General features: G+C 70.7%; 20 protein-coding genes and 1 pseudogene. 8 read left to right on the top strand and 13 right to left on the bottom strand.

Features of this window, described 5'->3' with window-relative positions; genetic code table 11:
* On the top strand, positions 1–1,917 hold a 1,917-nt coding region (locus tag A5712_RS29280), incomplete at its 5' end, for a heavy metal translocating P-type ATPase (protein WP_068113901.1).
* On the opposite strand, the gene A5712_RS29275 is transcribed toward A5712_RS29280, so the two are convergent.
* The 8 genes from A5712_RS29275 to A5712_RS29240 form a co-directional block, all read right to left on the bottom strand.
* The gene (locus A5712_RS29275; RefSeq protein WP_068113895.1) at positions 1,906–3,042 is read right to left on the bottom strand and encodes a PPE family protein; all 1,137 of its coding nucleotides are present in this window, start codon (positions 3,040–3,042) and stop codon (positions 1,906–1,908) included. The genes A5712_RS29280 and A5712_RS29275 overlap by 12 nt on opposite strands.
* Before the next feature lies 1 nt (position 3,043).
* Positions 3,044–4,177, bottom strand: a complete 1,134-nt coding sequence (locus A5712_RS29270; protein ID WP_068113893.1) for a PPE family protein — start codon at positions 4,175–4,177, stop codon at positions 3,044–3,046.
* Positions 4,178–4,360: 183 nt separating this feature from the next.
* Entirely contained in the window at positions 4,361–5,164 is an 804-nt protein-coding gene (locus tag A5712_RS29265; protein WP_068113889.1) for an MBL fold metallo-hydrolase, read from the bottom strand.
* A gap of 121 nt (positions 5,165–5,285) precedes the next feature.
* The gene (locus A5712_RS29260; protein WP_068113886.1) at positions 5,286–6,002 is read right to left on the bottom strand and encodes a maleylpyruvate isomerase N-terminal domain-containing protein; all 717 of its coding nucleotides are present in this window, start codon (positions 6,000–6,002) and stop codon (positions 5,286–5,288) included.
* A gap of 65 nt (positions 6,003–6,067) precedes the next feature.
* Positions 6,068–6,406, bottom strand: a complete 339-nt coding sequence (locus tag A5712_RS29255) for a hypothetical protein (protein WP_068113882.1) — start codon at positions 6,404–6,406, stop codon at positions 6,068–6,070.
* A gap of 40 nt (positions 6,407–6,446) precedes the next feature.
* Positions 6,447–7,286: a pseudouridine synthase gene (locus tag A5712_RS29250; RefSeq protein ID WP_082973716.1), complete on the bottom strand. Its 840-nt coding sequence runs from the start codon at positions 7,284–7,286 to the stop codon at positions 6,447–6,449.
* A gap of 18 nt (positions 7,287–7,304) precedes the next feature.
* Positions 7,305–9,029, bottom strand: a complete 1,725-nt coding sequence (locus A5712_RS29245; RefSeq protein ID WP_068113877.1) for a glycerol-3-phosphate dehydrogenase/oxidase — start codon at positions 9,027–9,029, stop codon at positions 7,305–7,307.
* Positions 9,030–9,085: 56 nt separating this feature from the next.
* The gene (locus tag A5712_RS29240) at positions 9,086–10,501 is read right to left on the bottom strand and encodes an NAD(P)H-quinone dehydrogenase (RefSeq protein WP_068113873.1); all 1,416 of its coding nucleotides are present in this window, start codon (positions 10,499–10,501) and stop codon (positions 9,086–9,088) included.
* Between the two features lie 84 nt (positions 10,502–10,585).
* Here A5712_RS29240 and A5712_RS29235 point away from each other — a divergent pair, with 84 nt between their 5' ends.
* Positions 10,586–11,065 carry a gamma-glutamylcyclotransferase gene (locus A5712_RS29235; RefSeq protein WP_068113870.1) on the top strand — a complete coding sequence of 160 codons (480 nt, stop codon included), beginning with the start codon at positions 10,586–10,588 and terminating at the stop codon, positions 11,063–11,065.
* Between the two features lie 68 nt (positions 11,066–11,133).
* Here A5712_RS29235 and A5712_RS29230 read toward each other — a convergent pair whose 3' ends face one another.
* From A5712_RS29230 to A5712_RS29220, 3 genes are all read right to left on the bottom strand, one after another.
* Positions 11,134–12,015, bottom strand: coding sequence for a hypothetical protein (locus A5712_RS29230; protein WP_068113867.1), 882 nt, complete (start codon positions 12,013–12,015; stop codon positions 11,134–11,136).
* A 118-nt stretch (positions 12,016–12,133) separates the two neighbouring features.
* Positions 12,134–13,300: a M20 family metallopeptidase gene (locus A5712_RS29225; protein ID WP_068113864.1), complete on the bottom strand. Its 1,167-nt coding sequence runs from the start codon at positions 13,298–13,300 to the stop codon at positions 12,134–12,136.
* Complete coding sequence (locus tag A5712_RS29220) at positions 13,297–14,499, bottom strand: M20 family metallopeptidase (protein ID WP_068113862.1); 1,203 nt, start codon at positions 14,497–14,499, stop codon at positions 13,297–13,299. The genes A5712_RS29225 and A5712_RS29220 overlap by 4 nt, the downstream gene beginning before the upstream one ends.
* A 148-nt stretch (positions 14,500–14,647) precedes the next feature.
* Here A5712_RS29220 and A5712_RS29215 point away from each other — a divergent pair, with 148 nt between their 5' ends.
* Positions 14,648–16,111, top strand: coding sequence for a PPE family protein (locus A5712_RS29215; RefSeq protein WP_068113859.1), 1,464 nt, complete (start codon positions 14,648–14,650; stop codon positions 16,109–16,111).
* A gap of 3 nt (positions 16,112–16,114) precedes the next feature.
* On the opposite strand, the gene A5712_RS29210 is transcribed toward A5712_RS29215, so the two are convergent.
* Positions 16,115–16,732, bottom strand: a complete 618-nt coding sequence (locus tag A5712_RS29210) for a cutinase family protein (protein WP_197519531.1) — start codon at positions 16,730–16,732, stop codon at positions 16,115–16,117.
* An 88-nt stretch (positions 16,733–16,820) separates the two neighbouring features.
* Here A5712_RS29210 and A5712_RS29205 point away from each other — a divergent pair, with 88 nt between their 5' ends.
* Both A5712_RS29205 and A5712_RS29200 read left to right on the top strand, forming a co-directional pair.
* Entirely contained in the window at positions 16,821–17,627 is an 807-nt protein-coding gene (locus A5712_RS29205; RefSeq protein WP_068113850.1) for a purine-nucleoside phosphorylase, read from the top strand.
* Positions 17,628–17,631: 4 nt separating this feature from the next.
* Positions 17,632–19,200, top strand: coding sequence for a phospho-sugar mutase (locus tag A5712_RS29200; protein WP_068113848.1), 1,569 nt, complete (start codon positions 17,632–17,634; stop codon positions 19,198–19,200).
* Here the strand turns inward: A5712_RS29200 and upp are convergent, their stop codons facing one another.
* On the bottom strand, positions 19,201–19,824 hold the full coding sequence (gene upp / locus A5712_RS29195; protein WP_068113845.1) for a uracil phosphoribosyltransferase: 624 nt from the start codon (positions 19,822–19,824) through the stop codon (positions 19,201–19,203).
* A 104-nt stretch (positions 19,825–19,928) separates the two neighbouring features.
* Here upp and A5712_RS29190 point away from each other — a divergent pair, with 104 nt between their 5' ends.
* The 3 genes and pseudogenes from A5712_RS29190 to A5712_RS29180 all read left to right on the top strand — a co-directional run.
* Entirely contained in the window at positions 19,929–20,768 is an 840-nt protein-coding gene (locus A5712_RS29190) for an alkaline phosphatase family protein (protein ID WP_369830447.1), read from the top strand.
* 107 nt (positions 20,769–20,875) lie between these two features.
* Positions 20,876–22,186, top strand: a complete 1,311-nt coding sequence (locus tag A5712_RS29185; RefSeq protein ID WP_068113842.1) for a primosomal protein — start codon at positions 20,876–20,878, stop codon at positions 22,184–22,186.
* Between the two features lie 66 nt (positions 22,187–22,252).
* Positions 22,253–22,521, top strand: a pseudogene (locus tag A5712_RS29180) (hypothetical protein); the annotation flags it as partial.

The raw sequence follows: 22,521 nt of genomic DNA, 5'->3' as shown, positions 1-22,521 counted from the left end.
ACCTCGCCGGGGCCGACCACCAGTAGGTCGTCGATCGCCACGTCGTTCAGCCCGATCGTGGTCCCGGTGGACGGGCGCATCGTCGGCGCGGCGGCGGTGCTCGACGAGTCGGTGCTGACCGGCGAGCCGCTTCAGGTGGAGCGCGGCGCGGGCGAACCGGTGCGCAGCGGCGTGGTCAACGCGGGCGGCGCGTTCGAGATGCGCGCTACCGCCACCGCCGAGGCCAGCACCTACGCGCAGATCGTGCGGCTGGCCGCGGAGGCCGGGGCGCAGAGCGCGCCGGTGGTGCGGCTGGCCGACCGCTACGCCGCGTGGTTCCTGCCCTTGGCGCTGTCGGTCGCCGGCACGGCCTGGCTGGCCAGCGGGTCGCCGGTGCGGGCCGTGGCGGTGCTGGTGGTGGCGACGCCGTGCCCGCTGCTGCTGGCGGCGCCGGTGGCGATCGTCTCCGGGCTGTCGCGCGCCTCGCGTCACGGCGTGGTGATCCGCAGCGGGGCCGCGTTGGAAAACCTCGGGCGCGCAACGACTTTGGTGATGGACAAGACCGGCACGCTGACCATGGGGCGACCCGTCGTCATCGACGTCGCGGCCGCGCCGGGGCGCGACGCCGTGGAGATCCTGCGGCTGGCCGCCTCGGTCGATCAGCTGTCCCCCCACGTGCTGGCCGAGGCGATCGTCACCGAGGCGCTGGCCCGCGGCCTGCGGCTGGACCTGCCCACCGATGTGGTCGAGGAGCCCGGGCGCGGCGTCACCGCCACCGTCGGCGATCGGCGCATCCAGGTCGGCAAGCTGGTCGGCGACACCTCCACGGAATGGGCGCGGGCCGCCGTCAACCGGGCCCTGCTGGACACCGCCGCGATCGCGTGGGTGTGCATCGACGGGCGACCGGCCGGTGCGGTGCTGCTGCGCGACCCGCTGCGCCGCCACGCCCCGCGCACCGTGCGGCGGCTGCGCGCCGCCGGGTTGCGGCGATTGGTGATGCTCACCGGCGACCGCGCCGGGCCCGCCCGCGAGGTCGGCGCGGTGTTGGGGCTGGACGAGGTCTACGCCGAACAGAGCCCGGCGGACAAGGTCGCCGCGGTGCGCGCCGAGCAGGAGCGCGCGGTCACCGTCATGGTCGGCGACGGCGTGAACGACGCGCCCGCGCTGGCCGCGGCCGGCGTCGGGGTGGCGATGGGCGCGCGCGGCGCCACCGCCTCCTCGGAGGCCGCCGACGTCGTATTGACCACCGACCGGCTGGAACGGCTCGCCGACGCGATGGACATCGCGCGGTGGTCGCGGCGCATCGCGGTGCAGAGCGCCGTTGTCGGCATGTGCCTGTCGCTGATCGCGATGGTCGTCGCCGCGCTGGGCTGGCTGCCGCCCGCCGCGGGCGCGCTGCTGCAGGAGGGCATCGACGTCGCCGTCATCCTCAACGCGCTGCGCGCCCTGCGCGGCAACCCGGCCACCGAGGTCGACCTGCCCGCGCAGACCGAACGGATGCTGCGCCGCTTCGACGCCGAACACGACGAGCTGCGCGACGCCATCGGGCTGCTGCGCGAAGCGGCGGACCGCCTGGCCGCCGCGCCCGATCAGGCCGCGCTGCAAGCGATTACGCGCGCGCATCGGTTACTTGTCGATCGCGTCCTGCCGCACGAGCGAGCCGAGGAGACCGAGCTCTACCCCGCGCTGGCTCACCCCCTGGGCACCGGCGAGGCCACCGCAACCATGAGCCGGACCCACGCCGAGATACAACGGCTGTCGGACCGGATCGGCGCGCAGGTCGAGCTGGCCCAAGCCACCGGCTCCATCGGAGCCGACCAGGTCGACGACCTGCTCGCCTGCCTGTACGGGCTGTACGCGCTGCTGCGCCTGCACTTCCTCCAGGAGGAAGAGAACTACTTCACCCTGGCCGAGACCGCTGACGACTCAGCCCGCTGAGGGCGGGCGGGTCATGAACGTCCCCTTGATCTCCAGCCCGATCTCGAGGTCGTCGTAGTCGCGGCCCCCGCGCTTGCTCTTGTCGCGGGGCGCGACCGGCGGCATCATCGGCGGCGGCATGAAGGGGAACCCGGATTCGTCCGCGGCCAGGGGCGACACCGCCGCCGCCAGCTGCACCGTCGATTTGGACGCGGACAACAGCCCGACCATCGCGGGCGGCGCCGTCAGCTTGCCGATCGAAACCCCGACGCCCACCGCGGCCGTCGGCGCCGATCCGGTGGCCCTGACCGCGTCGGCGAGGCCCGCCCCAACCCCGCCCAGCGCGGCCTCCCCTTCGGCCAGCCCCTGGCCCACGTCGCTGCCGACGCTCTGCAGCGTCTGGGCCGCGTTCAGCTGCGCCAGGTAGCTGAGCAGGTTGATCGGGATTCCGCCGGCGATGAACTGGTCGGCATACGTGTTGGCCAGGCCGAACCAGCCCTTCTGGGGGTTGAAGCCGAAGGGCGTGCTGAGGACGTTCGTCAGAAAATCCCCCAGCGGCGTCGATGCCGCCGGGGTGGTGGCGGCGGCGGACGTGGCGGTGGCTTGCGCGGCCGCTGCCGCCGGGCTGACGATCGCCGGTGGTGACGAGAACTGCGGCAGCCGGGTGGCCTGTGCCGAGGTCGCCGCGTAGCGGTTCATCGCCGCCGAGTTGTTCACCCACATGCCCTCGTACTGGGCGTCGGTCTCGGCAATCGCCGCAAAGTTGGTCCCGAGCCAGTTGGTGGCGATCAGCTGCGCCAGCCGGGTGCGGTTGGCGGCGACCTGAACCGGGAAAACCACGGTCCGGCGGGTCAATTCGAATGCCGCGGCCACCGTCTGGATCGAGGAGCCGACCTGCTCGCACTGCTGCGCGGTGGCGGCCAACCACGCGAGGAAGGGGTCGACGGCCCGGGCCATCGCGGCCTCGGACGGGCCGCCCCAGGCCTCACCCAGCGCCGAGAGCACCGAGCCATAGCCGGGCAGCGAATCCTCCAGCTCGACGCCCAACCGCTCCCACGCGGCGGACGCCTCGATCAGCGACTCCGCACCGGGTCCGGAGTGGATCAGCGCCGCGCTAATTTCTGGGGGCAGCGTCCCGAAGTCCATGTCATCCGGCCGACGGGGGTGTGCGGATCACTTTGCCCTTGACTTCGGCGCCCACCTGGAGGTCTTCGAGCTTGTTCTGCTTCCGCTTGCGCCAGCCACTGCCCGCCGAGACCGGCGGGGGCATCAGCGGCGGCAGCATGGGGAACCCGGCGTCGGCGCCGTCGAGCGGCGATGCCGCCGAGGCGAGTTGGACCGGCGTCTGCGAGGCGGGCAGCAGCCCCACCACGGCGGGCGGCGCGGTCAGCTTTCCCATCGACACGCCGACGGCCATCGCCCCGGTGGGCGCCGATCCGAGCGACTTCACCGCATTGGACAAGCTGGCCCCCGCCGCTCCCAGCGCGGACTCGCCCTCCGAGAGGCCTTGGCCGATGTCGCCACCGACGCTCTGCAGCGCCTGGGCCGAGGTGCTCTGCGCGAGGTAGCTGAGCAGGTTGATCGGGAAACCGGACGAGATGAACTGGTTGGCGTAGGTGTTGGCCAGCCCGAACCAGCCCACATTGGGGTCGAAGCCGAACGGGGTGCCGACGATCGACTCCAAGAAGTCCCCGATCGATTGCGCAGGTGTGGCGGCGGCGGCGGACGTGGCGGTGGCCTGCGCGGCCGTCCCGGCCGGGTCGGTGATCGCCGGGGGGGTGGTGAACTGCTGCAGGTCGAGCGCCTGCGCCGTGGCCGCCTGATAGCGCGTCAGCGCCGCGGAGTTGTTCGCCCAGATGGCCTGGTACTGCTCTTCGGTCGCGGCGATGGCCGGCAGGTTGGCGCCGAACCGGTTGGTGGCTATCAATTGCGCCAGCCGCGTCCGGTTGGCGGTCACCGTCGCGACCGGGACCACCGCCGACTGCGCCGAGTTGAACGCGGCCGCGGCGGCCTGCGTCGAGGCGGCCAGCTGGTCGGCCTGCTGGGCGGTGTCGCGCAGCCAGGTGATGTAGGGCTGGACGGCCTGAACCATCTTCGCGGCCGACGGGCCGTCCCACGCGTCCATCAGCGACGACAGCGCCGACGTATAGGTGCTGACCGAGCTGTCCAACTCGTTGCCGATGCGCTGCCAGGCGGCGGACGCCTCGATCAGCGAGTCCGCCCCGGGACCGGCATGCACGAGCGCCGAGGTCACCTCGGGCGGCAGCGCTAGAAAGTCCATGACATCTCACATCCCTTATTCGGGAAACCATCCAGCAAAGTTGCGCTGACCGCGCCGCGACCAACGCGGAAACATTGCACGTCGACGCCCTTGGCGTGCACTGTTCCGTTCGCGAATCGCATGACACGAACATATACCGAGGGCGGTGGCCAGCGAAGAATTTGCAGGTGGGTGGCGGACCGCTCACAAGGTCACCGAGGCGCCGCGGTCCACTTCGATGACGCGGTCGCCCAGGCCCCGACGCCGCATCTCGCCGATGAACTCGTCGAGCGGCGACGCGAACACGCCGTAGTCGTCGAAGTGCACCGGGATCGTTTTCGGCAGCGCCAGCAGCGCCACCAGCTCCGCGCCCTGGCGGCCGTCCATGGTCACCGTCAGACCGAACGGAAGCCGCCGGCCGGCGGGCAGCCGCGTCCCGCCCAGGTGCAGCACGCCGGCGTCGATCGAATCGAAGCGCTCGGGGATCTCGTTGAGCTCCTCGACGAGCAGCGTGTCGCCGGAGACGTAGAGCCGACGCACCGAGCGATCGGCGGCGACGAATTCGAGCATGGTGCCCATCACCGGCGGCAGCAGTCGTCGGCTCCACTGGGGCGCGTGCCGACCCGGCAGTGAGGTGATGTGAACGGTGTTGTCGCCCTTGGTGATCGTGTGTCGCTGCCACGTCGACAAACCCAGGGCGTGCCCGAAGCCACGATGGTGCAGCCGCTTGGCCGCGTGCGGGGTGGTGACGATCGGCAGCCCATGGTCGAGGCCCCGCTGCGAGACCCGGTCCCAGTGATCGCCGTGCATGTGCGACAGCACCACCGCGTCGACGGGCGGCAGCTCGTCGATGTCCAACGCCGGTTCCCTGAGCCGCTTGGACACCAAACCGTAGCCCAGGTAGGCGTGCTGGCCCCGGTGCAGGAAATTCGGATCGGTCAACAGCGTCAGCCCGCCGGCGGTGATCAACGTGGTGGCGTTGCCGACGAAGGTGACCGTGATTTCCATGACCGCGGGCTACCCAGTCCGGAAGCGTTCACGCAGTTAGAAGGTTGGGGGTGGTTTCTCGTCGGTGCTACGGGCCGCCGCCGATGCCGCCGTGGCCGCCGCGGGCGGGTCCCCGACCTAGTTAGAGGTTCGGCAGGTCGGCGAGAACCACCGCCAAACGCGGATCGGACACTTCAATCCTTCCGAAGTAAGCCAGGAGCAACTCGCCGGGTTCCGCGTCGATCGGCTCGTCGCCGGCGGGCTGGGATCCGGAGGATACGACGAATTCGACAGTGTCGTCTTTGCCCAGATGCACCCGATGTCGGGTAGAGGTTTTGCTCTCAACCAGCCGATTCATCGACTCAGCGGGGCCACGAATTGCCATGGATGCCTCCGCGGCCGGTATCACCCACTCGTCTCCGGCTGCACCGGCGATGTCATAGCCGTGGACGAGCAGCTCGCACAAGATCCATCGAGCCCCGCCGCCGGCAGAGATTGTCGATCCTCCGTGGAAGGGATACAGACGGTCGAAGTCGACTTTGGGATAGACGTGGTCGATCACCGCACGCAGATTTGCCTCGAGCCGGTCGGCGATATCGTTGATATCTCGGTCGGTGTACTCCGAGAGGCAGGTCGCATTCAGCTCGGCAACCCCCTCGTTTGTGGCGGCACGTCGACGATCGCCAAGCAGCCTGCCGAGCACGGTTACAACGTGCGCCGCAGTCTCCGCGGCCGTCCAGGCGAGCCCGGGCACCGGTCGCGCGGCGCGATCCGCATCGAGCCCCCGGACCATCGAGACAAGCCGCTTCCCACTGTCATCTAGCGCGGCGAGGATGTCGGCTTTGGTCGCCTCTTGCACCCGCTAAGCGTACGGCGGCCCGGGCGAATGGCGGCTGTTAACCGTCGCCGGTGCACGCAAGCCCGTTACGGCCAAGGCGCGCACAGCGGCGCGCAGGCGGGCCCGCGCGGCACGTGATCCCCCTCGACAATGTCGTTGTGCTGAGGGCTATCCGGGAATCCGGCCGCGGGATACCAATAGTCGTGGCAGACGTTCAGGTCCCACCCCTCCCGCTGCATGGCGGCGATCGGGCCCCCGGGCGACATGTGGTCGTTCGGATCCGGGTGGCCCGGGCACCAGGTGAAGTGGTTGAGCGGCGCCGGGGCGGGTTGGGCGACGGCCGCACCTCCGGCGAGACCGATGCCCGCCACCGCGAGGCCGCCCGAAAGGAGCGCCCCGGCAACGGCCTTCTTCAGTGTGTGCATGACGGCAGGCTAGCGACGGGCGCATGCGAAATTCTTGCGGTTACGGGCCGGGGCGCCGGCTGACGAACTCGCGACGCACACCGGAACGCGGGTCGTCGAACTCGATGCGCTGCGCCAGCAACCGCAGCGGCGCGCTGAAGTCGTCGGGGGCCACGTCGATGACGTTGGGGTACAACGGATCACCCTCGATCGGCACGCCCAGCGCGGCCATGTGCACCCGCAGCTGGTGGGTGCGCCCGGTGCGCGGCGTCAGCCGATACACGCCGTCGGCCAACAGCTCCACCAACGTCTCCGCGTTCGGCACACCCGGCTCGCAGAAGGCCTGCAAAATGCCGCGGCGCTTGACGATTCGGCTGCGCACCACCCGCGGCAGCACCAAGGCGGGGTCGACGGCGGCGCGCGCCAAATAAACCTTGCTGACCAAACCTCGGGAAAACATCGTCTGGTAGGCGCCGCGCACCTCGCGCCGGGTCGTGAACAGCAGCACTCCGGCCGTCAGCCGGTCGAGCCGATGCGCCGGGCTCAGCTCGGGCAACCCCAGTTCGCGGCGCAGCCGCACCAGCGCCGTCTGCGCCACGTGCCGGCCGCGCGGCATGGTGGCCAGGAAGTGCGGCTTGTCGACGACCACGATGTCGTCGTCTTGATGCAGGACCGGAATCTCGAAGGGCACCGGCACCTCGTCGCGCAGCTCGCGATAGAGGTAGACGAAAGAACCCGCCGGCAGCACCGTCGTCTCGTCAACCGGGGTGCCGTCGGCGTCGACAACCTCGCTGGCCGGCGCGCCGAACCGGGCGGTCAGCTCGGCCAGCACCGGACCGCCGCGCAGCCGCACCCGGGCCGGGCCGAGCCCGTCGCGCACGGGAAGGGGCGCCGGCCTCAACTGGGCCTCACTGGGGCCTCAACTGAGCGGTACCGGCTCGAGGATCTCGGCGCGCGCCTCGGGCGCGCTGGCGCGCAATTCGTCCGCCGACACGTCGTCGGGCTGCGCCTGCGACAGAATTTCGGCCTCCACCCGCGCGGTGTAGTTGGCGACCTCGCGGTCGACGTCCGCGGCGGACCACCCCAGCACGGGCGCCACCACGTCGGCCACTTCGCGGGCGCAGTCGACGCCCCGGTGCGAGTACTCGATGGAGATGCGCATCCGGCGCGCGAGGACGTCCTCCAGGTGCAGGGCCCCCTCGGCGGTGACGGCGTAGAGGGCCTCGACCCTCAGGTAGCCGGGTGCCTCCTTGATCGGGCTGAGCAGGTCGGGAGACTCGGCCGCCAGCTCCAGGACCTCGCCGATCAGCGACCCGTAGCGGTCCAGCAGGTGACGCACCCGGTACGGGTGCAGGCCCTTCAGCGTACCGACGTGTTCGACCTGGTTGACCAGCGCGAAATAGCCGTCGGCGCCGAGCAGGCTGACCTTCTCGGTGATCGACGGGGCCACCCGGGCAGGAACGAACTGGGCTGCGGCGTCGATCGCGTCGGCGGCCATGACCCGGTAGGTGGTGTACTTGCCGCCTGCGATCGCGACCAGGCCGGGCGCGGGCACCGCCACGGCGTGCTCGCGGGATAGCTTGGACGTCTCCTCGCTCTCCCCGGCCAGCAGTGGCCGCAGCCCGGCGTACACGCCGTCGATGTCGGCGTGCGTCAGCGGCGTGGCCAGCACGGTGTTGACGGTCCCCAGGATGTAGTCGATGTCGGCCTTGGTGGCCGCGGGGTGGGCGAGGTCGAGATTCCAGTCGGTGTCGGTGGTTCCGATGATCCAGTGGCTGCCCCAGGGTATGACGAACATCACCGACTTCTCGGTGCGCAGGATGATCGCGACGTCGCTGACGATCCGGTCGCGCGGCACCACGACGTGCACGCCCTTGGACGCGCGGACCTGAAACCGCCCGCGCTGCTTGGACAGCGCCTGAATCTCGTCGGTCCACACCCCGGTGGCGTTGACGACGACGTGGCCGCGGACCTCGGTGATGGAGCCGTCCTCGGAGTCGCGGACCCGCACGCCGGTCACCCGGTCGCCCTCGCGCAGCAGCGCGACCACCTGGGTGGAGGACCGCACCACCGCGCCGTAGTGGGCGGCGGTGCGCGCGACCGTCATGGTGTGGCGGGCGTCGTCGACGACGGTGTCGTAGTAGCGGATCCCGCCAATCAACGACGTGCGCTTGAGGCCCGGGCTCAGCCGCAACGCGCCGGCACGGGTCAAATGCTTTTGCGCCGGAACGGATTTCGCGCCGCCCAGGCGGTCGTAGAGGAAGATGCCGGCGGCGGTGTAGGGACGTTCCCAGACCCGATGGGTCAGCGGGAACAGAAACGGCATCGGCTTGACCAGATGCGGCGCCAGCTTGGTCAGCGACAGCTCGCGCTCGTGCAGCGCCTCGCGGACGAGGCCGAACTCGAGCTGCTCGAGGTACCGCAGCCCGCCGTGGAACATCTTCGACGACCGGCTCGACGTGCCCGAGGCGAAATCGCGCGCCTCGACCAGCGCCACCTTGAGCCCGCGCGTGGCGGCGTCCAGCGCGCATCCCGAGCCCACCACGCCGCCGCCGATCACCACCACGTCGAACTGCTCGGCGCCCAGCCGCTCCCAGGCGACGGTGCGGTGCTGCGGGCCCAGCGCGTCGATTGGGTCGGTCACTGCGTGGACTCCTGTCCGGTTACTCGTCGGTAGGTGTGCGGTTCCCAGGCTAGTGGCTAATCCAGATCGTCGTGGGCCATCAGCCGGCGCGCGGCCTCGGTGATCGAGCCGGACAGCGAGGGGTAAACGGCCAGCGTCTGCGCCAACTCGTTGACGGTGATGCGGTTGGTCACCGCCACGGCGATCGGCAGGATCAGCTCGGAGGCGATCGGCGCCACCACCACACCGCCGATCACCACGCCGGTGGACCGCCGGCAGAAGACCTTGACGAAGCCCTGCCGCAGGCCCGACATCTTGGCCCGCGCGTTGGTCCGCAGCGGCAGCATGATGGTGCGCGCCGGCACCGAACCGTCGTCGATCATCGATTGCGGCACCCCGACCGCGGCGATCTCCGGCCTGGTGAACACCGTCGCGGCGACCGTGCGCAACCGGATCGGGCTGACGCCCTCCCCCAGCGCGTGATACATCGCGATCCGGCCCTGCATGGCGGCCACCGACGCCAGCAGCAACAGCCCGGTGCAGTCGCCCGCGGCGTAGATCCCCGGCACCGAGGTGCGCGAAACCCGATCCACGGTCAAATAATTGCCCGGTCCGAGTTCGATGCCGACGCGCTCGAGGCCCAGGCCGCTGGTGTTGGGGACCGATCCGATGGTCATCAGGGCGTGGCTGCCCTCGACGGTGCGCCCATCGGTCATCGTGACCAGCACCCCGGCGTCGGTGCGGGTGACCGACTCGGCGCGCGCGTTCTTGAACAGCTGCACCCCGCGTTCGGCGAACGACTCTTCGAGCACCAGCGCGGCGTCGGCGTCCTCATACGGCAGCACCCGGTCGCGGCTGGCCGCCACCGACACCCGCACGCCCAACTCGGTGTAGGCGTGCACGAACTCGGCGCCGGTCACCCCGGACCCCACCACGACCAGGTGCTCGGGCAGCGCTTCCAGGTCGTAGAGCTGCCGCCAGGTCAGGATTCGTTCGCCGTCGGGCCGGGCGGTCGGCAGGATCCGTGGGCTGGCGCCGGTGGCGATCAGCACGACGTCGGCCTCGTGCTCGCTGGTGGTGCCGTCTTTGGCGGTGGCCTTGATGCGGTGCTTGGCGAGGCCGGGCGTGGGGTCGACGAGCTCGCCGCGGCCCGCGACCACCTCGACGCCCACGGCGAGCAGCTGGGCGGTGATGTCCGCCGACTGCTCGGTGGCGAGCCGTTTGACCCGGGCGTGGATCTGCGGCAACGAGATCTTGGCGTCCTCGAAGTCGATGTCGAAGCCCAGCCGGGGCGCGCGGCGCAGTTCGGTGCGCAGCCCGGTGGAGGCGATGAACGTCTTGGACGGCACACAGTCGTCGAGCACGGCCGCCCCGCCGACGCCGTCGGAGTCGATCACGGTGACGTGCGTCGTGTCCGGATGGGAGGTGGCGGCGACCAGCGCGGCTTCGTAACCGGCCGGCCCTCCCCCGAGGATGACAATGCGGGTCACCACGGTCCCTAACCTATCGGCACAGCGGGGACCCTGCGAATCGCTCGGGTGAATACCGCGCGAGCATGCGACGTCTAAGCTTTCCCCGTGCCGATCTACGCCGCGTACGGGTCCAACATGGATCCCGAGCAGATGCTCAAGCGCGCGCCGCACTCGCCGATGGCCGGAACTGGCTGGCTGCACGGGTGGCGGTTGACGTTCGGCGGGGAGGACATCGGCTGGGAAGGGGCCCTGGCGACGATCGTCGAGGACCCGCAATCGAAGGTGTTTGTCGTTCTCTACGACATGACGCCGGCCGACGAGATCAACCTCGACCGCTGGGAGGGCTCGGAGTTCGGGGTCCACAAGAAGATCCGCTGCCGGGTGGAGCGCATTTCGTCGGACACCACCACCGACCCCGTGCTGGCGTGGCTGTATGTGCTGGACGCCTGGGAGGGCGGCCTGCCGTCGGCGCGTTACCTCGGCGTGATGGCCGACGCGGCCGAAATCGCCGGCGCACCAGAGGATTACGTGCACGATCTGCGGACCCGCCCGGCGCACAACATCGGCCCGGGGACCTCGGCTTAGTCTCCTTCCTCCGCGAGCGTGCGTGTTTGCACGCCGACACGCCGTTCTGGGCGGCATTCTGCGCACCTTCAAGCGGCCCGTCGTAGCTGTGTCTCGAGCCGGCGCACAAGTTCGCGGGGCCGATATCTGACGTCCTCAGCGACGATGGGCACTACCAACCATCCCAGCTCCTGCAGAGCAGACGAGCGTCGCCGGTCACGCAGAAACGCATCGGGTCCGCTGTGCCAATCGACGCCGTCGTATTCAGCGGCAACTCGAAGGTTTGGCCAGGCGAAATCGAGCCGCCAAGTGCGTCCGTGGAGGTCCACGACCTCGTACTGCAGGACGGGCAAGGGTAATCCGCCGTCGATCATGACGAGCCGGGCTTCGCTCTCCATCGGTGACTCGGCCTTCGGGGAGGCCAGCGGCAGCAACTCGCGGGTGTGGACGACGCCGCGCCGGCCCGCCTGGCGCTTGACCGCCCGCTGGAGGTCGTCGCGGCTACACGCGCCGCTGCGCAGTGCGGCGTCCAGTGTGGCCAGCGCCCGCGGTCGACGTAATCCACGGGCGACCTCGATCGCCGTCCAGGCCGGCGTCGTGATGGGCCGCCCCGCAACCGTCGTCAGCGGCGCGCCCGCACGGCGATGTACGACCAGCCCGCGGGTGGGACGCAACTGCCGGCCGGCTGGATTGAGCACGTGCAGCGCCGGATCCCGCTCGGTATCGAAGCCGTACACCTCGGCGGCGGTAGTAAGGCAGACCGCCACCGTGGTGCCGGCCGCCAAATCCAGACCGCGCAGCTGCAGGCCACGGTCAACCGCTCCGCGACCGTAGATTCCGTACCAAATCTTTTGTAGCACACCGTGATTGAGCGCAGCCTCCAGGCCGCGACGACTGAGGTGCTGCAGCGCCTGGGCGGAAGTCACCACGCCGCCTTGTGCGTCGAGCAGCCGGACCAGCGCTGGGTTCATGCCGGGTAATCGTGAGCATGCGATGCATCGCCTGCAATTCACCGTGATGAGCGTGCGCAGAATGCCGGCGGGAACCGGCGTGTCGCGCACAAACACGCACGGTCGCGCATAGGCAGACCTAGAACAGGGCCGCCTGCTCGACGATGTTGACCATCACGCGCAGCCCGATCGCCAGGGCCCGCTCGTCGAGGTCGAAGGTCGGCTGGTGCAGGTCCAGCTGCAGTCCCTCGCCCGACCACACCCCCAGCCGGGCCATCGCTCCGGGAATCTCCTCCAGATACCAGGAGAAATCCTCACCGCCGCCGGACTGGCGGGTGTCGGCCAGTGCCTCGGGGCCGACGGCCTCGATCGCGTGGGTCAGGATCCGGGTGGAGATGTCCTCGTTGACCACCGGCGGCACGCCGCGGCGGTATTGCAGCGTGTGCTCGATCGCCAGCGGGGACAGCAGCGCGGACACGGTCTCGCGGATGACCTCCTCGAGCGCGATCCAGGTCTGGCGGCTCGCGGTGCGCACAGTGCCGGCCAGCACGCCGGTTTGCGGGATCGCGTTGGGGGCCACGCCCGCGTTCACCGCGCCCCACACCAACACCGTGCTGTTGCGCGGGTCGATGCGGCGCGAGAGCACCCCCGGCAGCCCGGTGATCAGCGTGCCCAGGCCGTAAACCAGGTCGGCGGTCAGGTGCGGGCGCGACGTGTGCCCGCCGGGCGAATACAGCGTGATCTCCATCTGGTCGGCCGCCGAGGTGATCGGGCCCTGGCGGACCGCGATCTTGCCGACCTCGAGGCGCGGATCGCAGTGCAGGGCGAAGATCCGCGACACCCCGGACAGCGCGCCGGCGGCGATGGCGTCGATCGCCCCGCCCGGCATCAACTCCTCGGCGGCCTGGAAGATCAGCCGCACCCCGACGGGCAGCTCCGGCACGGAGCTCAGCGCCAGCGCCGTACCCAGCAGGATCGCGGTGTGCGCGTCGTGCCCGCAGGCGTGCGCGACGTTGGGCATAGTCGACGCGTACGGCGCCCCGGTCAGCTCGGCCATCGGCAGCGCGTCCATGTCGGCCCGCAGCGCGATCCTGGGCTCGTGCTCGGGACCCATGTCGCAGATCAGCCCGGTCCCCGGCAGCAGCTTCGGCTTCAGCCCCGCATCGACCAGCCGCTCGGCAACGAACTGCGTGGTGGCGAACTCCTGCCGGCCCAACTCCGGGTAGCGATGGATGTGCCGGCGCCACTCCACCAGGTCCTGGTGGTGCGCGGCCAACCACGATTCGGCGGTGTCGACGAGGCTCATGCGCGCGCCCCGCCGGGTCTGCGCTCCTGCGCGGCCAGCACCCGGTCGCGCTGTTCGGCGGCCTGGGCGAGCTGAACCACCGTGCGCGCCAACATGATCGCGCCGTCGACGACGGCTCGGTCGGCGCTGGGGCCGGCGGCCGCCGCCGCGAACGCGCGCTGGTGCACGGTGGCGCCGCCCGCGTCGACCCCGACCACCGGATGGATGCCCGGGAGGACCTGCGTCACGTTGCCCATGTCGGTGCTGCCCATGGGCAACGCCGCCTCGTACTCGCGGGCCACCGGCTCGCGGCCGAGCCGGCGCATCTCCTCGCGGAAGACATCGGACAGCCACTCGTCGGGCTTGAGTTCGTCGTATGCGGGCGCCGGATTGTCGATTTCGTACTCGCAGCCGGTGGCCAGCGCGCCCGCCGCGAAGCACGCGTACATCCTGCCCTCCAGCTGTCTCAGCGAATCCGACTCGACGGCCCGCATCGCATACTGCAGCGCCGCGTGCCCGGGGATGACGTTGACCGCCTGCCCGCCGTCGGTGACGATCCCGTGCACCAGTTGGCCGGGCGCCAGTTGCTGCCGCAACAGCCCGACGGCCACCTGCGCGACGGTCACGGCGTCGGCGGCGTTGACCCCCTGATGCGGCGCGACGGCAGCATGGGATTCCTTGCCACGGTAGTGCACGGTCGCTTCCGAGAGCGCGAGCGAGCGGGCCGCCGCGATGTCGGCGGGCCCGGGGTGCAGCATCACCGCCGCCGCGACGTCGTCGAACACCCCGGCGCGCAGCAGCAGCGCCTTGCCGCCGCCGGCCTCCTCGGCGGGGGTGCCGATCAGCGCCACCCGCAGGCCCAGGTCGTCGGCCACCTCGGCCAGCGCCAGCGCGGTGCCCACCGCCGACGCCGCGATGATGTTGTGCCCGCACGCGTGCCCGATCTCGGGCAGCGCGTCATACTCGGCGCACACCCCGACGGTCAGCGGTCCGCTGCCGAAGTCGGCGCGGAAGGCGGTGTCCAGGCCGCCGGCGGAGGCGGTGATCTCGAAACCGCGCTCGGCGACCAGCGCCTGGGCCTTGGCGCAGCTGCGATGCTCGGCGAACGCGAGCTCCGGCTCGGCGTGGATGGCGTGGGACAACTCGACGAGGTCGGCGCCCCGTCGCCGCACGACGTCCTCGACGCTGTCCAACGGATCGTCTAACGAGCGAGCGGGCATCTTCGCAGTATCTCACCGCCCCGAGCCGCACCCGGGAAACCAAACCGATTCGCCAGTTTCAAGCCTCCAACTGGACTTAAAGTATGTAATTCTGCTATCTATATGACATCCAGTCAGAAATGTGGCCGAAAGCAGAAGGAATCCACTGATGAGTTTTTTGGTGTTGCCCCCCGAGATCAACTCGTTGCGGATGTTCGTCGGAGCGGGGTCGGCACCCATGCTAGAGGCCGCGGCCGCCTGGGACGGACTGGCCTCCGAGCTCGCGTCGGCCGCGTCGTCGTTCGCGTCCGTGACCTCCGAGCTGACCGGCCAGGCGTGGCAGGGCCCGGCGGCGGCGGCGATGATGGCGGCGGCCACCCCCTACGCCGGCTTCCTGAGCGCGGCAGCCACCCAGGCCCAGAACGCGTCGGCGCAGGCCCAGGCCGTCGCCGCGGTGTTCGAGTCCTCGCTGGCGGCGACGGTGCACCCGGTGATGGTCGCGTCCAACCGCAGCGACCTGGTGTCCCTGGTGACGTCGAACCTGTTCGGCCAGAACGCACCCGCGATCGCGGCCACCGAGGCCGAGTACGAGCAGATGTGGGCCCAGGACGTGGCCGCGATGGTCGACTATCACGCCGGCGCGTCGGCCGCGGCGACCCAGCTGGCGGCGTCCGGCCCGCTGGAGTTCATCGAACAAAACATCTTCAAGCCGCTGGAAGCCTTGCCCGGCATCAATTTCGCGGGCATCGGCAACCAACACCTGATCACCCTGGGCATCGGGAACTCGCAGTCCTGGAACCTGGGCAGCGGCAACCTGGGTGAGCTGAACCTCGGCAGCGGCAACATCGGCAACGTCAACCTGGGCAGCGGCAACTTCGGCCACTGGGACCTGGGCAGCGGCAACATCGGCAGCTTCAACTTCGGCAGCGGCAACACCGGCGGCTTCAACCTGGGCTTCGGCAACAACGGCGGCTACAACCTGGGCTTCGGCAACCTCGGCAGCAACAACCTCGGCCTGGGCAACGTGGGCTCGGGCAACTTCGGGTTCGGGAACACGGGCACCGGCAACATCGGCATCGGGCTCACCGGCGACCACCAGATCGGTTTCGGCGGCCTGAATTCCGGCCTCGGCAACATCGGGTTCGGCAACTCGGGCACCAACAACATCGGCTTCTTCAACTCGGGCAGCGGCAACATCGGCATCGGCAACTCGGGCCAATTCAACTGGGGCGTGGGCAATTCCGGATCCCTGACCGCGGGGCTGTTCAACTCGGGATCGAGCGACACGGGATTCTTCAACTCGGGTGACTACTGCACCGGCGCCTTCAACGCGGGCAACTACAACACCGGCATCTTCAACGCGGGCAGCACCAACACGGGCCTGTTCAACTCAGGCGACCTGAACACCGGCGCGGGCAACCTGTTCACCGGCAGCGGCGCCAGTTCGGGTTTCGGCAACCTCGGCGCCGGGAGCTCGGGCTTCAACAACGTCGGCGACTTCGCCTCCGGGATCGGCAACACCGGCGACTACGTCTCGGGCTTCTTCAACGCGGGGATCAACGGCGCCGTGACCGGGACGCCGTCGGCCTTCGCCTCGGGCGTCAACGCGCTGCGCAGCCTCCTGGGCCTGTAGCGGCTACACCAGCCCGGCGATGAACCCCGCCGCCTGGCCGGGGTAGGGCGGCGCTTCGTACACGTGGTGCGCGTCGCGGTCGCGACCGCCGACGACGCAGACCGGATCGCCGTCGCTGCACAGGTCGATGGCGCGACCTGCCCACGCGCCCGTCGAGGACAGCGGCGTGTTGAAGCGGTTGCCGGGATTTCCGAACACCGCGACCGCCCGCACCTTGTCGGCCAGCGCGGGATCCAGCGCCGGAGCCGATCCGAAGTTGCCGATGCGCTGCCCGAGGGGCGGCACCCCCGCCAGCATGGACACCGCCGCGGCACCCTGCGAGAAGCCGCCGAGCACCAGCCGCGTCGCGGGGCACTGCTCGACCATCTGCGCGATGTGGTCGCGCGCGTCGTTGGCGCCGTCGGCCGTCGTCAGGAAGTTGTAGCTGGCGGGGTAGTTCACCGGGTACGCGTCGACGTGGCGCGCCCCGAGGGCGGGCTGCAGCGCGGCGAACAGCGCGTCTCCCACCGCCCCCAGGCCGGGCGGCTCGGCGGTGCCACGGGCGAAGATGAGCTGGACATCGGGACACGGGTCGGCCGCCGCCGCCGGCGCCCGGCCGCACGCGATCACGACCGCCGACACCGCAACGGCAACCACCAGAGGAAAATTCGACCACCCCTTACGACGCATACGGCTGATCCTCACATACGCCGGGATAAGCTCGCCGACTGTGGCCGAACCCCTGCCCGATCCCGACGAGCTCGCACGGCGGGCGGCGCGGGCCATCGCCGAGCGCACCGGGGTTCCCGAGCACGACGTCGCCATCGTCCTCGGCTCGGGATGGCGGCCGGCGGTGGCCGCGCTCGGCCCCCCGACCGTCTCGCTGGCCCAGGCCGAGCTGCCCGGGTTCGCGCCGCCGACCGCCGTCGGGCACACCGGTGAGCTGTTGTCGGTGCGCATCGGCGCGCATCGGGTGCTGGTGCTGGTCGGTCGCGTCCACGCCTACGAGGGGCACGACCTGTGCCACGTCGTGCACGCGGTGCGGGCGGCCTGCGCGGCGGGTGTGCGCACCGTGGTGCTCACCAACGCGGCCGGCGCGCTGCGCCCCGACCTAGCCGTCGGCCGGCCGGTGCTGATCAGCGACCACCTGAACCTCACGGCGCGCTCGCCGCTGGTCGGCCCGCAGTTCGTGGACATGACCGACGCCTACTCGCCGCGGTTACGCGAGCTCGCCCGCGCCGCCGACCCGGAGCTGACCGAAGGCGTCTACGCCGGCCTGCCCGGGCCGAACTACGAGACGCCCGCGGAGATCCGGATGCTGCGGGTGCTGGGCGCCGACCTGGTCGGCATGTCGACGGTGCACGAGACCATCGCGGCCCGCGCGGCCGGCGCGGAGGTGCTGGGGGTGTCGCTGGTGACCAACATGGCCGCGGGGATCTCCGGAGAACCGTTGAGCCACAACGAGGTGCTGGCCGCGGGGACCGCCTCGGCCAGCCGGATGGGCGCGCTGCTGGCCGACGTGGTGGCCCGGCTGTGACGACGTGACGCCGGAGGAGTGGATCGCCCACGATCCCGACCCGACGACGGCCGCCGAGCTCGCCGCCCTGAATTCCGGCGAGCTGGCCGCGCGGTTCGCCCACCCGCTCGCCTTCGGCACCGCGGGGCTGCGCGGGCCGGTGCGCGGCGGGCCCGACGCGATGAACGTCGCCGTGGTCTCGCGGGCGACGTGGGCCGTCGCGCAGGTGCTGGCCGAACGCGGCCTGGTGATCGTCGGCCGCGACGCCCGGCACGGCTCGGCGGTGTTCGCCACCGTGACCGCCGAAGTCCTTGCCGCCGAAGGCTTTTCGGTGCTGCTGCTGCCGGGGCCGGTGCCGACGCCGGTGGTCGCGTTCGCGGTGCGCCGCACCGGCGCGGCCGCCGGCGTGCAGATCACGGCGTCGCACAACCCGCCGGCCGACAACGGCTACAAGGTGTACTTCGAGGGCGGCATCCAGATCGTCTCCCCCACCGACCGCCGGATCGTGGCCGCGATGGCCGCGGCTCCCCCGTCCGACCAGATCGCCAGGCGCGCCGTGGAACCCGCCCACACCGACCTCGTCGAGCGGTATATCGAGCGGGCGGCCGCGGTGCGCCGCGGCGCCGGGTCGGTGCGGGTCGCGCTGACACCGCTGCACGGCGTGGGCGGCGCGGTGGCGGTGGAGGCGTTGCGCCGCGCCGGATTCAACCAGGTGCACACGGTCGGGGCCCAGTTCGCGCCGGACCCCGACTTTCCCACCGTCGCCTTCCCCAACCCCGAGGAGCCCGGGGCCACCGACGCGCTGCTCGCGCTGGCCGAAGACACCCGCGCCGACGTCGCGATCGCGCTGGATCCCGACGCCGACCGATGCGCCGTCGGCATCCCGACGGCATCGGGGTGGCGGATGCTGTCCGGCGACGAAACCGGTTGGCTGCTGGGCGATTACATCTTGTCCCACGAAGGGCCCGGCACGCCCGTGGTGGCCAGCACCGTGGTGTCGTCGCGGATGCTGGCGTCGATCGCCGCCGAACACGGCGCCACCCACGTCGAGACCCTTACCGGCTTCAAGTGGCTGGCGCGGGCCGACTCCGGAGTCAAGGGCGGCAGGCTGGTCTACGCCTACGAGGAGGCGATCGGCCACTGCGTCGACCCGGATTCCGTGCGCGACAAGGACGGCATCAGCGCGGCGGTGCTGGTGTGCGACCTGGTGGCCGCGCTGAAGGACCGGGGCCGCTCGGTGCCCGACGCGCTCGACGACCTCGCCCGCCGCCACGGCGTGCACGACGTCGCCGCCGTGTCGCGCCGCGTCGCCGACGCCGGCGAGGCCGCCGAGCTGATGCGGCGGCTGCGGGCGGCGCCGCCGGCCCGGCTGGCCGGCTTCCCCGCCACAGTCACCGATATCGCCGACGCGCTGATCTTCACCGGCGGCGACGGGCAAACCGAGGCGCGGGTGGTGGTGCGCCCGTCGGGCACCGAACCAAAGCTGAAGTGCTACGCGGAGATTCGCTGCGCGCCGACCGACGATTTGGCCTCGGCCCGCGCCCGGGCCCGGGCAATGCGCGACGAGCTGGTCTCGGACGTGCGCAACTGGTAGCTAGCGCGGCCCGAATTGGCGGTCGCCCGCGTCGCCGAGGCCCGGCACGATGTAGGCGATCTCGTTGAGACGGTCGTCGACGGCCATCGTGAAGAGCCGCGCGTTCGGCGCCGCTTTCTCAAGCGCCGCAACGCCTTCCGGCGCGGCCACCGCGCACAGCGCGGTGATGTCCGACGCGCCGCGCTGCCGCAGCAGCCCGATCGTGTGACACATCGACCCGCCGGTGGCCAGCATCGGGTCCAACACGATCACGGGCGCGCCGGTCAGGTCGTCCGGCAACGACTCGAGATATCCCGTCGCGCAATGGGTTTCCTCGTCGCGGGCCACGCCGACGAAGCCCACCCGCGCCTCGGGAAGCAGCTCCAGCGCGCGCTCGAGCATGCCCAGTCCCGCGCGCAGCACCGGCACCAGCAGGGGCGGGTCGGCCAGCCGCACCCCGACCGTCTCGGCAAGCGGCGTGCGAATGGGAAAGGTCTCGCGGGCGGCGTCGCGGGTGGCCTCGTAAATCAGCATCGCGGTCAGCTCCCGCAACCCGGCCCGGAAGTGCGCGTTGTCGGTGCGTTCGTCGCGCAGCGTCGTCAGCCGGGACAGGGCCAGCGGATGATCAATGACGCGCACGTCCATGGGGTTTGACCCTATATAACGATTGCGCGTAGCAACGCCGAAAGCCCGCGTCGGCGCCGTCGGGCGGGCCTTTCCGCCCATATACTCCCGGCGTGCTGAGCGCAATCAAAGGCCTGGCCGGCGCCGCGGCGTTGGTGGGCCTGGCGATCGTCCCGTCGGCGCCGCGGGTCGAGCTCGCGGCGGCCGCGCTGCCGCAGCCCGCGCACGTGGTGATCGTGGTGGAAGAGAACCGCGCGGCGACCACCATCATCGGCAACAAGTCGGCGCCATTCATCAACGCGCTGGCGGCGGGCGGGGCGAACATGGTGCAGTCGTTCGCCGAGGCGCATCCCAGCGAGCCCAACTACCTGGCGCTGTTCGCCGGCAGCACCCTTGGGGTGACCAAGGACTCGTGCCCGGTCGACGGTGGCGCCACCCCCAACCTGGCTTCCGAACTGCTGGCCGCCGGGTACAGCTTCGTCGGTTACGCCGAGGGCCTGCCCGCGCAGGGTTCGCCGGTGTGCAGCGCCGGCAAGTACGCGCGAAAGCACGTGCCGTGGGCCAACTTCAGCAATGTGCCGGCCGCCAACTCGCTGCCGTTCTCGGCGTTCCCGATGGGCAACTACGCCGCGCTGCCGACGGTGTCGTTCGTCATTCCCAACAACGACGACAACATGCACGACGGCTCGATCGCGCAGGCCGACGCGTGGCTGAGCCGCGAGCTGTCGGGCTACGCCAACTGGGCGGTGGCCAACAACAGCCTGCTGATCGTGACGTGGGACGAGGACGACGGCGGCCCCCGCAACCAGATCCCGACCGTGATCTACGGCGCGCACGTGCAGCCGGGCAACTACAACGAGCAGATCAACCACTACAGCGTGCTGTCCACGCTGGAGCAGATGTACGGGATGCCGAAGACCGGCTACGCGGCCGGCGCCGCGCCGATCGCGACGATCTGGGCCTAGATCGATTGCCCGACTCCTTGCTCGCGCCGTTCCGCGCTCGCCGTCGTCGGGCTAGATCGATTGCCCGGGGCCGGGTGGCCGCGCCGCCCGTCGCTATTGTGTGCCGCATGGCTGCTGACCTCGTGCCGATCCGCCTGAGCCTGTCCGCCGGTGACCGCTACACCGTGTGGGCGCCCCGCTGGCGCGACGCCGGAGACGAGTGGGAGGCGTTCCTGGGCAAGGACGAGGACCTGTACGCCTTCTCCTCCGTCGCCGACCTGGTCGCGTTCGTGCGCTCCGGCGCCGACAACGACCTGACCGACCACCCGGGCTGGGCGGACCTGACGTCAGCGCACGCGCACACCTTCGAGCCCGGCGAGGACCGGCAGTTCGATCTGGTCGTCGTCGAGGAACTGGTGTCGGAGAAGCCGACCGAGGAGTCGGTGAACGCGCTCGCCGGCGTGCTGGCGATCGTGTCGTCGATCGGATCGGTGTGCGAGCTGGCGCCGGTGTCGAAGTTCTTCAACGGCAACCCCAACCTGGGCACGGTGGCCGGCGGCATCGACACCTTCACCGGCAAGGCGGGCCAGAAGCGCTGGAACGCGATCGCCGAGGTGATCGGCCGCAGCTGGGACGACGTCCTCGCCTCGATCGAGGAGATCATCAGCACGCCCGAGGTCGACGAGGACGCGTCGGCCAAGGCCGCCGAGGAACTGGCCGAGGAGCGCGAAGAACCCGAGGAAGAGCCCGAAGAGGAGGCGGAGGCCGACGAGTCCGAGGACACGGACCTGGACGAAGATGACGCCGAAGACGAAGAGGTCGAAGAGGACGAGCCAGAAGAGACCGAGGAGGAGACCCGCGCGCCCGGCGACACCGTCGTGCTGGGCGGCGACGAGGACTTCTGGGTGCAGGTCGGCATCGACCCGATCCGCATCATCACCAGCTCCGGCACGTTCTACACGCTGCGCTGCTACCTGGACGACCGGCCGATCTTCCTGGGCCGCAACGGGCGGATCAGCGTGTTCGGCTCGGAGCGGGCGCTGGCCCGCTACCTGGCCGACGAGCACGACCACGACCTGGCCGACCTGAGCACGTACGACGACATCCGCACGGCCGCCACGGACGGCTCATTGGCGGTGGACATCACCGACGAAAACATTTACGTGCTGAGCGGGCTCGCCGACGACTTCGCCGAGGGGCCCGACGCCGTGGACCGCGACCAGCTGGACCTGGCCGTCGAGCTGCTCCGCGACATCGGCGACTACTCCGAGGAGAGCACGGTGGACAAGGCGCTGGACACCGCTCGGCCGCTGGGCAAGCTGGTGGGCCACGTGCTGGAGCCGGACTCGGTCGCCAAGCCCACACCCCCTTACGCGGCCGCCGTGCGCGAGTGGGAGAAGTTGGAGCAGTTCGTCGACGGGCGGCTCCGGCGGGAGTAGGCCGCCAACGCCGCGCGAAATGCGCCGCGTTTGACGGGCCACCGAGACTGCTCTTTACTGGCGCAGGTGTCGCTTCCCGGCATCGGCCCACTGCCCCTGTACGGATTCCAGCGCCCGGGCCTGCTGCTCTTCGGACTGATCCCGCTGGCGCTGCTGGCCGTCTATGTCGTCGTGCAGGCCCGTCGCCGCCAGCGGCTGCGCCGCTTCACCGAGGCCGAGGTGCCGCAGTCGTGGTGGCGGCATGTTCCCATCGTGGTTGCGCTGCTGTCGCTGTTCCTGTTGACCGTCGCCCTGGCCACGCCCACGCACGACATGCGCATCCCGCGCAACCGCGC

Source organism: Mycobacterium sp. E2327 (genome assembly GCF_001672675.1).
GTDB lineage: Bacteria > Actinomycetota > Actinomycetes > Mycobacteriales > Mycobacteriaceae > Mycobacterium.
This window is presented reverse-complemented; position numbering and strand designations above follow the sequence as displayed.

Bases quoted from the DNA above. Each gene is read 5' to 3' on its own strand.
- A5712_RS29255 (WP_068113882.1), bottom strand. From the start codon at position 6,406: ATGCACACACTGAAGAAGGCCGTTGCCGGGGCGCTCCTTTCGGGCGGC.
- A5712_RS29230 (WP_068113867.1), bottom strand. From the start codon at position 12,015: ATGAACCCAGCGCTGGTCCGGCTGCTCGACGCACAAGGCGGCGTGGTG.
- A5712_RS29220 (WP_068113862.1), bottom strand. From the start codon at position 14,499: ATGCCCGCTCGCTCGTTAGACGATCCGTTGGACAGCGTCGAGGACGTC.
- A5712_RS29215 (WP_068113859.1), top strand. From the start codon at position 14,648: ATGAGTTTTTTGGTGTTGCCCCCCGAGATCAACTCGTTGCGGATGTTC.
- A5712_RS29275 (WP_068113895.1), bottom strand. From the start codon at position 3,042: ATGGACTTCGGGACGCTGCCCCCAGAAATTAGCGCGGCGCTGATCCAC.
- A5712_RS29225 (WP_068113864.1), bottom strand. From the start codon at position 13,300: ATGAGCCTCGTCGACACCGCCGAATCGTGGTTGGCCGCGCACCACCAG.
- A5712_RS29270 (WP_068113893.1), bottom strand. From the start codon at position 4,177: ATGGACTTTCTAGCGCTGCCGCCCGAGGTGACCTCGGCGCTCGTGCAT.
- A5712_RS29265 (WP_068113889.1), bottom strand. From the start codon at position 5,164: ATGGAAATCACGGTCACCTTCGTCGGCAACGCCACCACGTTGATCACC.
- A5712_RS29185 (WP_068113842.1), top strand. From the start codon at position 20,876: ATGGCTGCTGACCTCGTGCCGATCCGCCTGAGCCTGTCCGCCGGTGAC.
- upp (WP_068113845.1), bottom strand. From the start codon at position 19,824: ATGGACGTGCGCGTCATTGATCATCCGCTGGCCCTGTCCCGGCTGACG.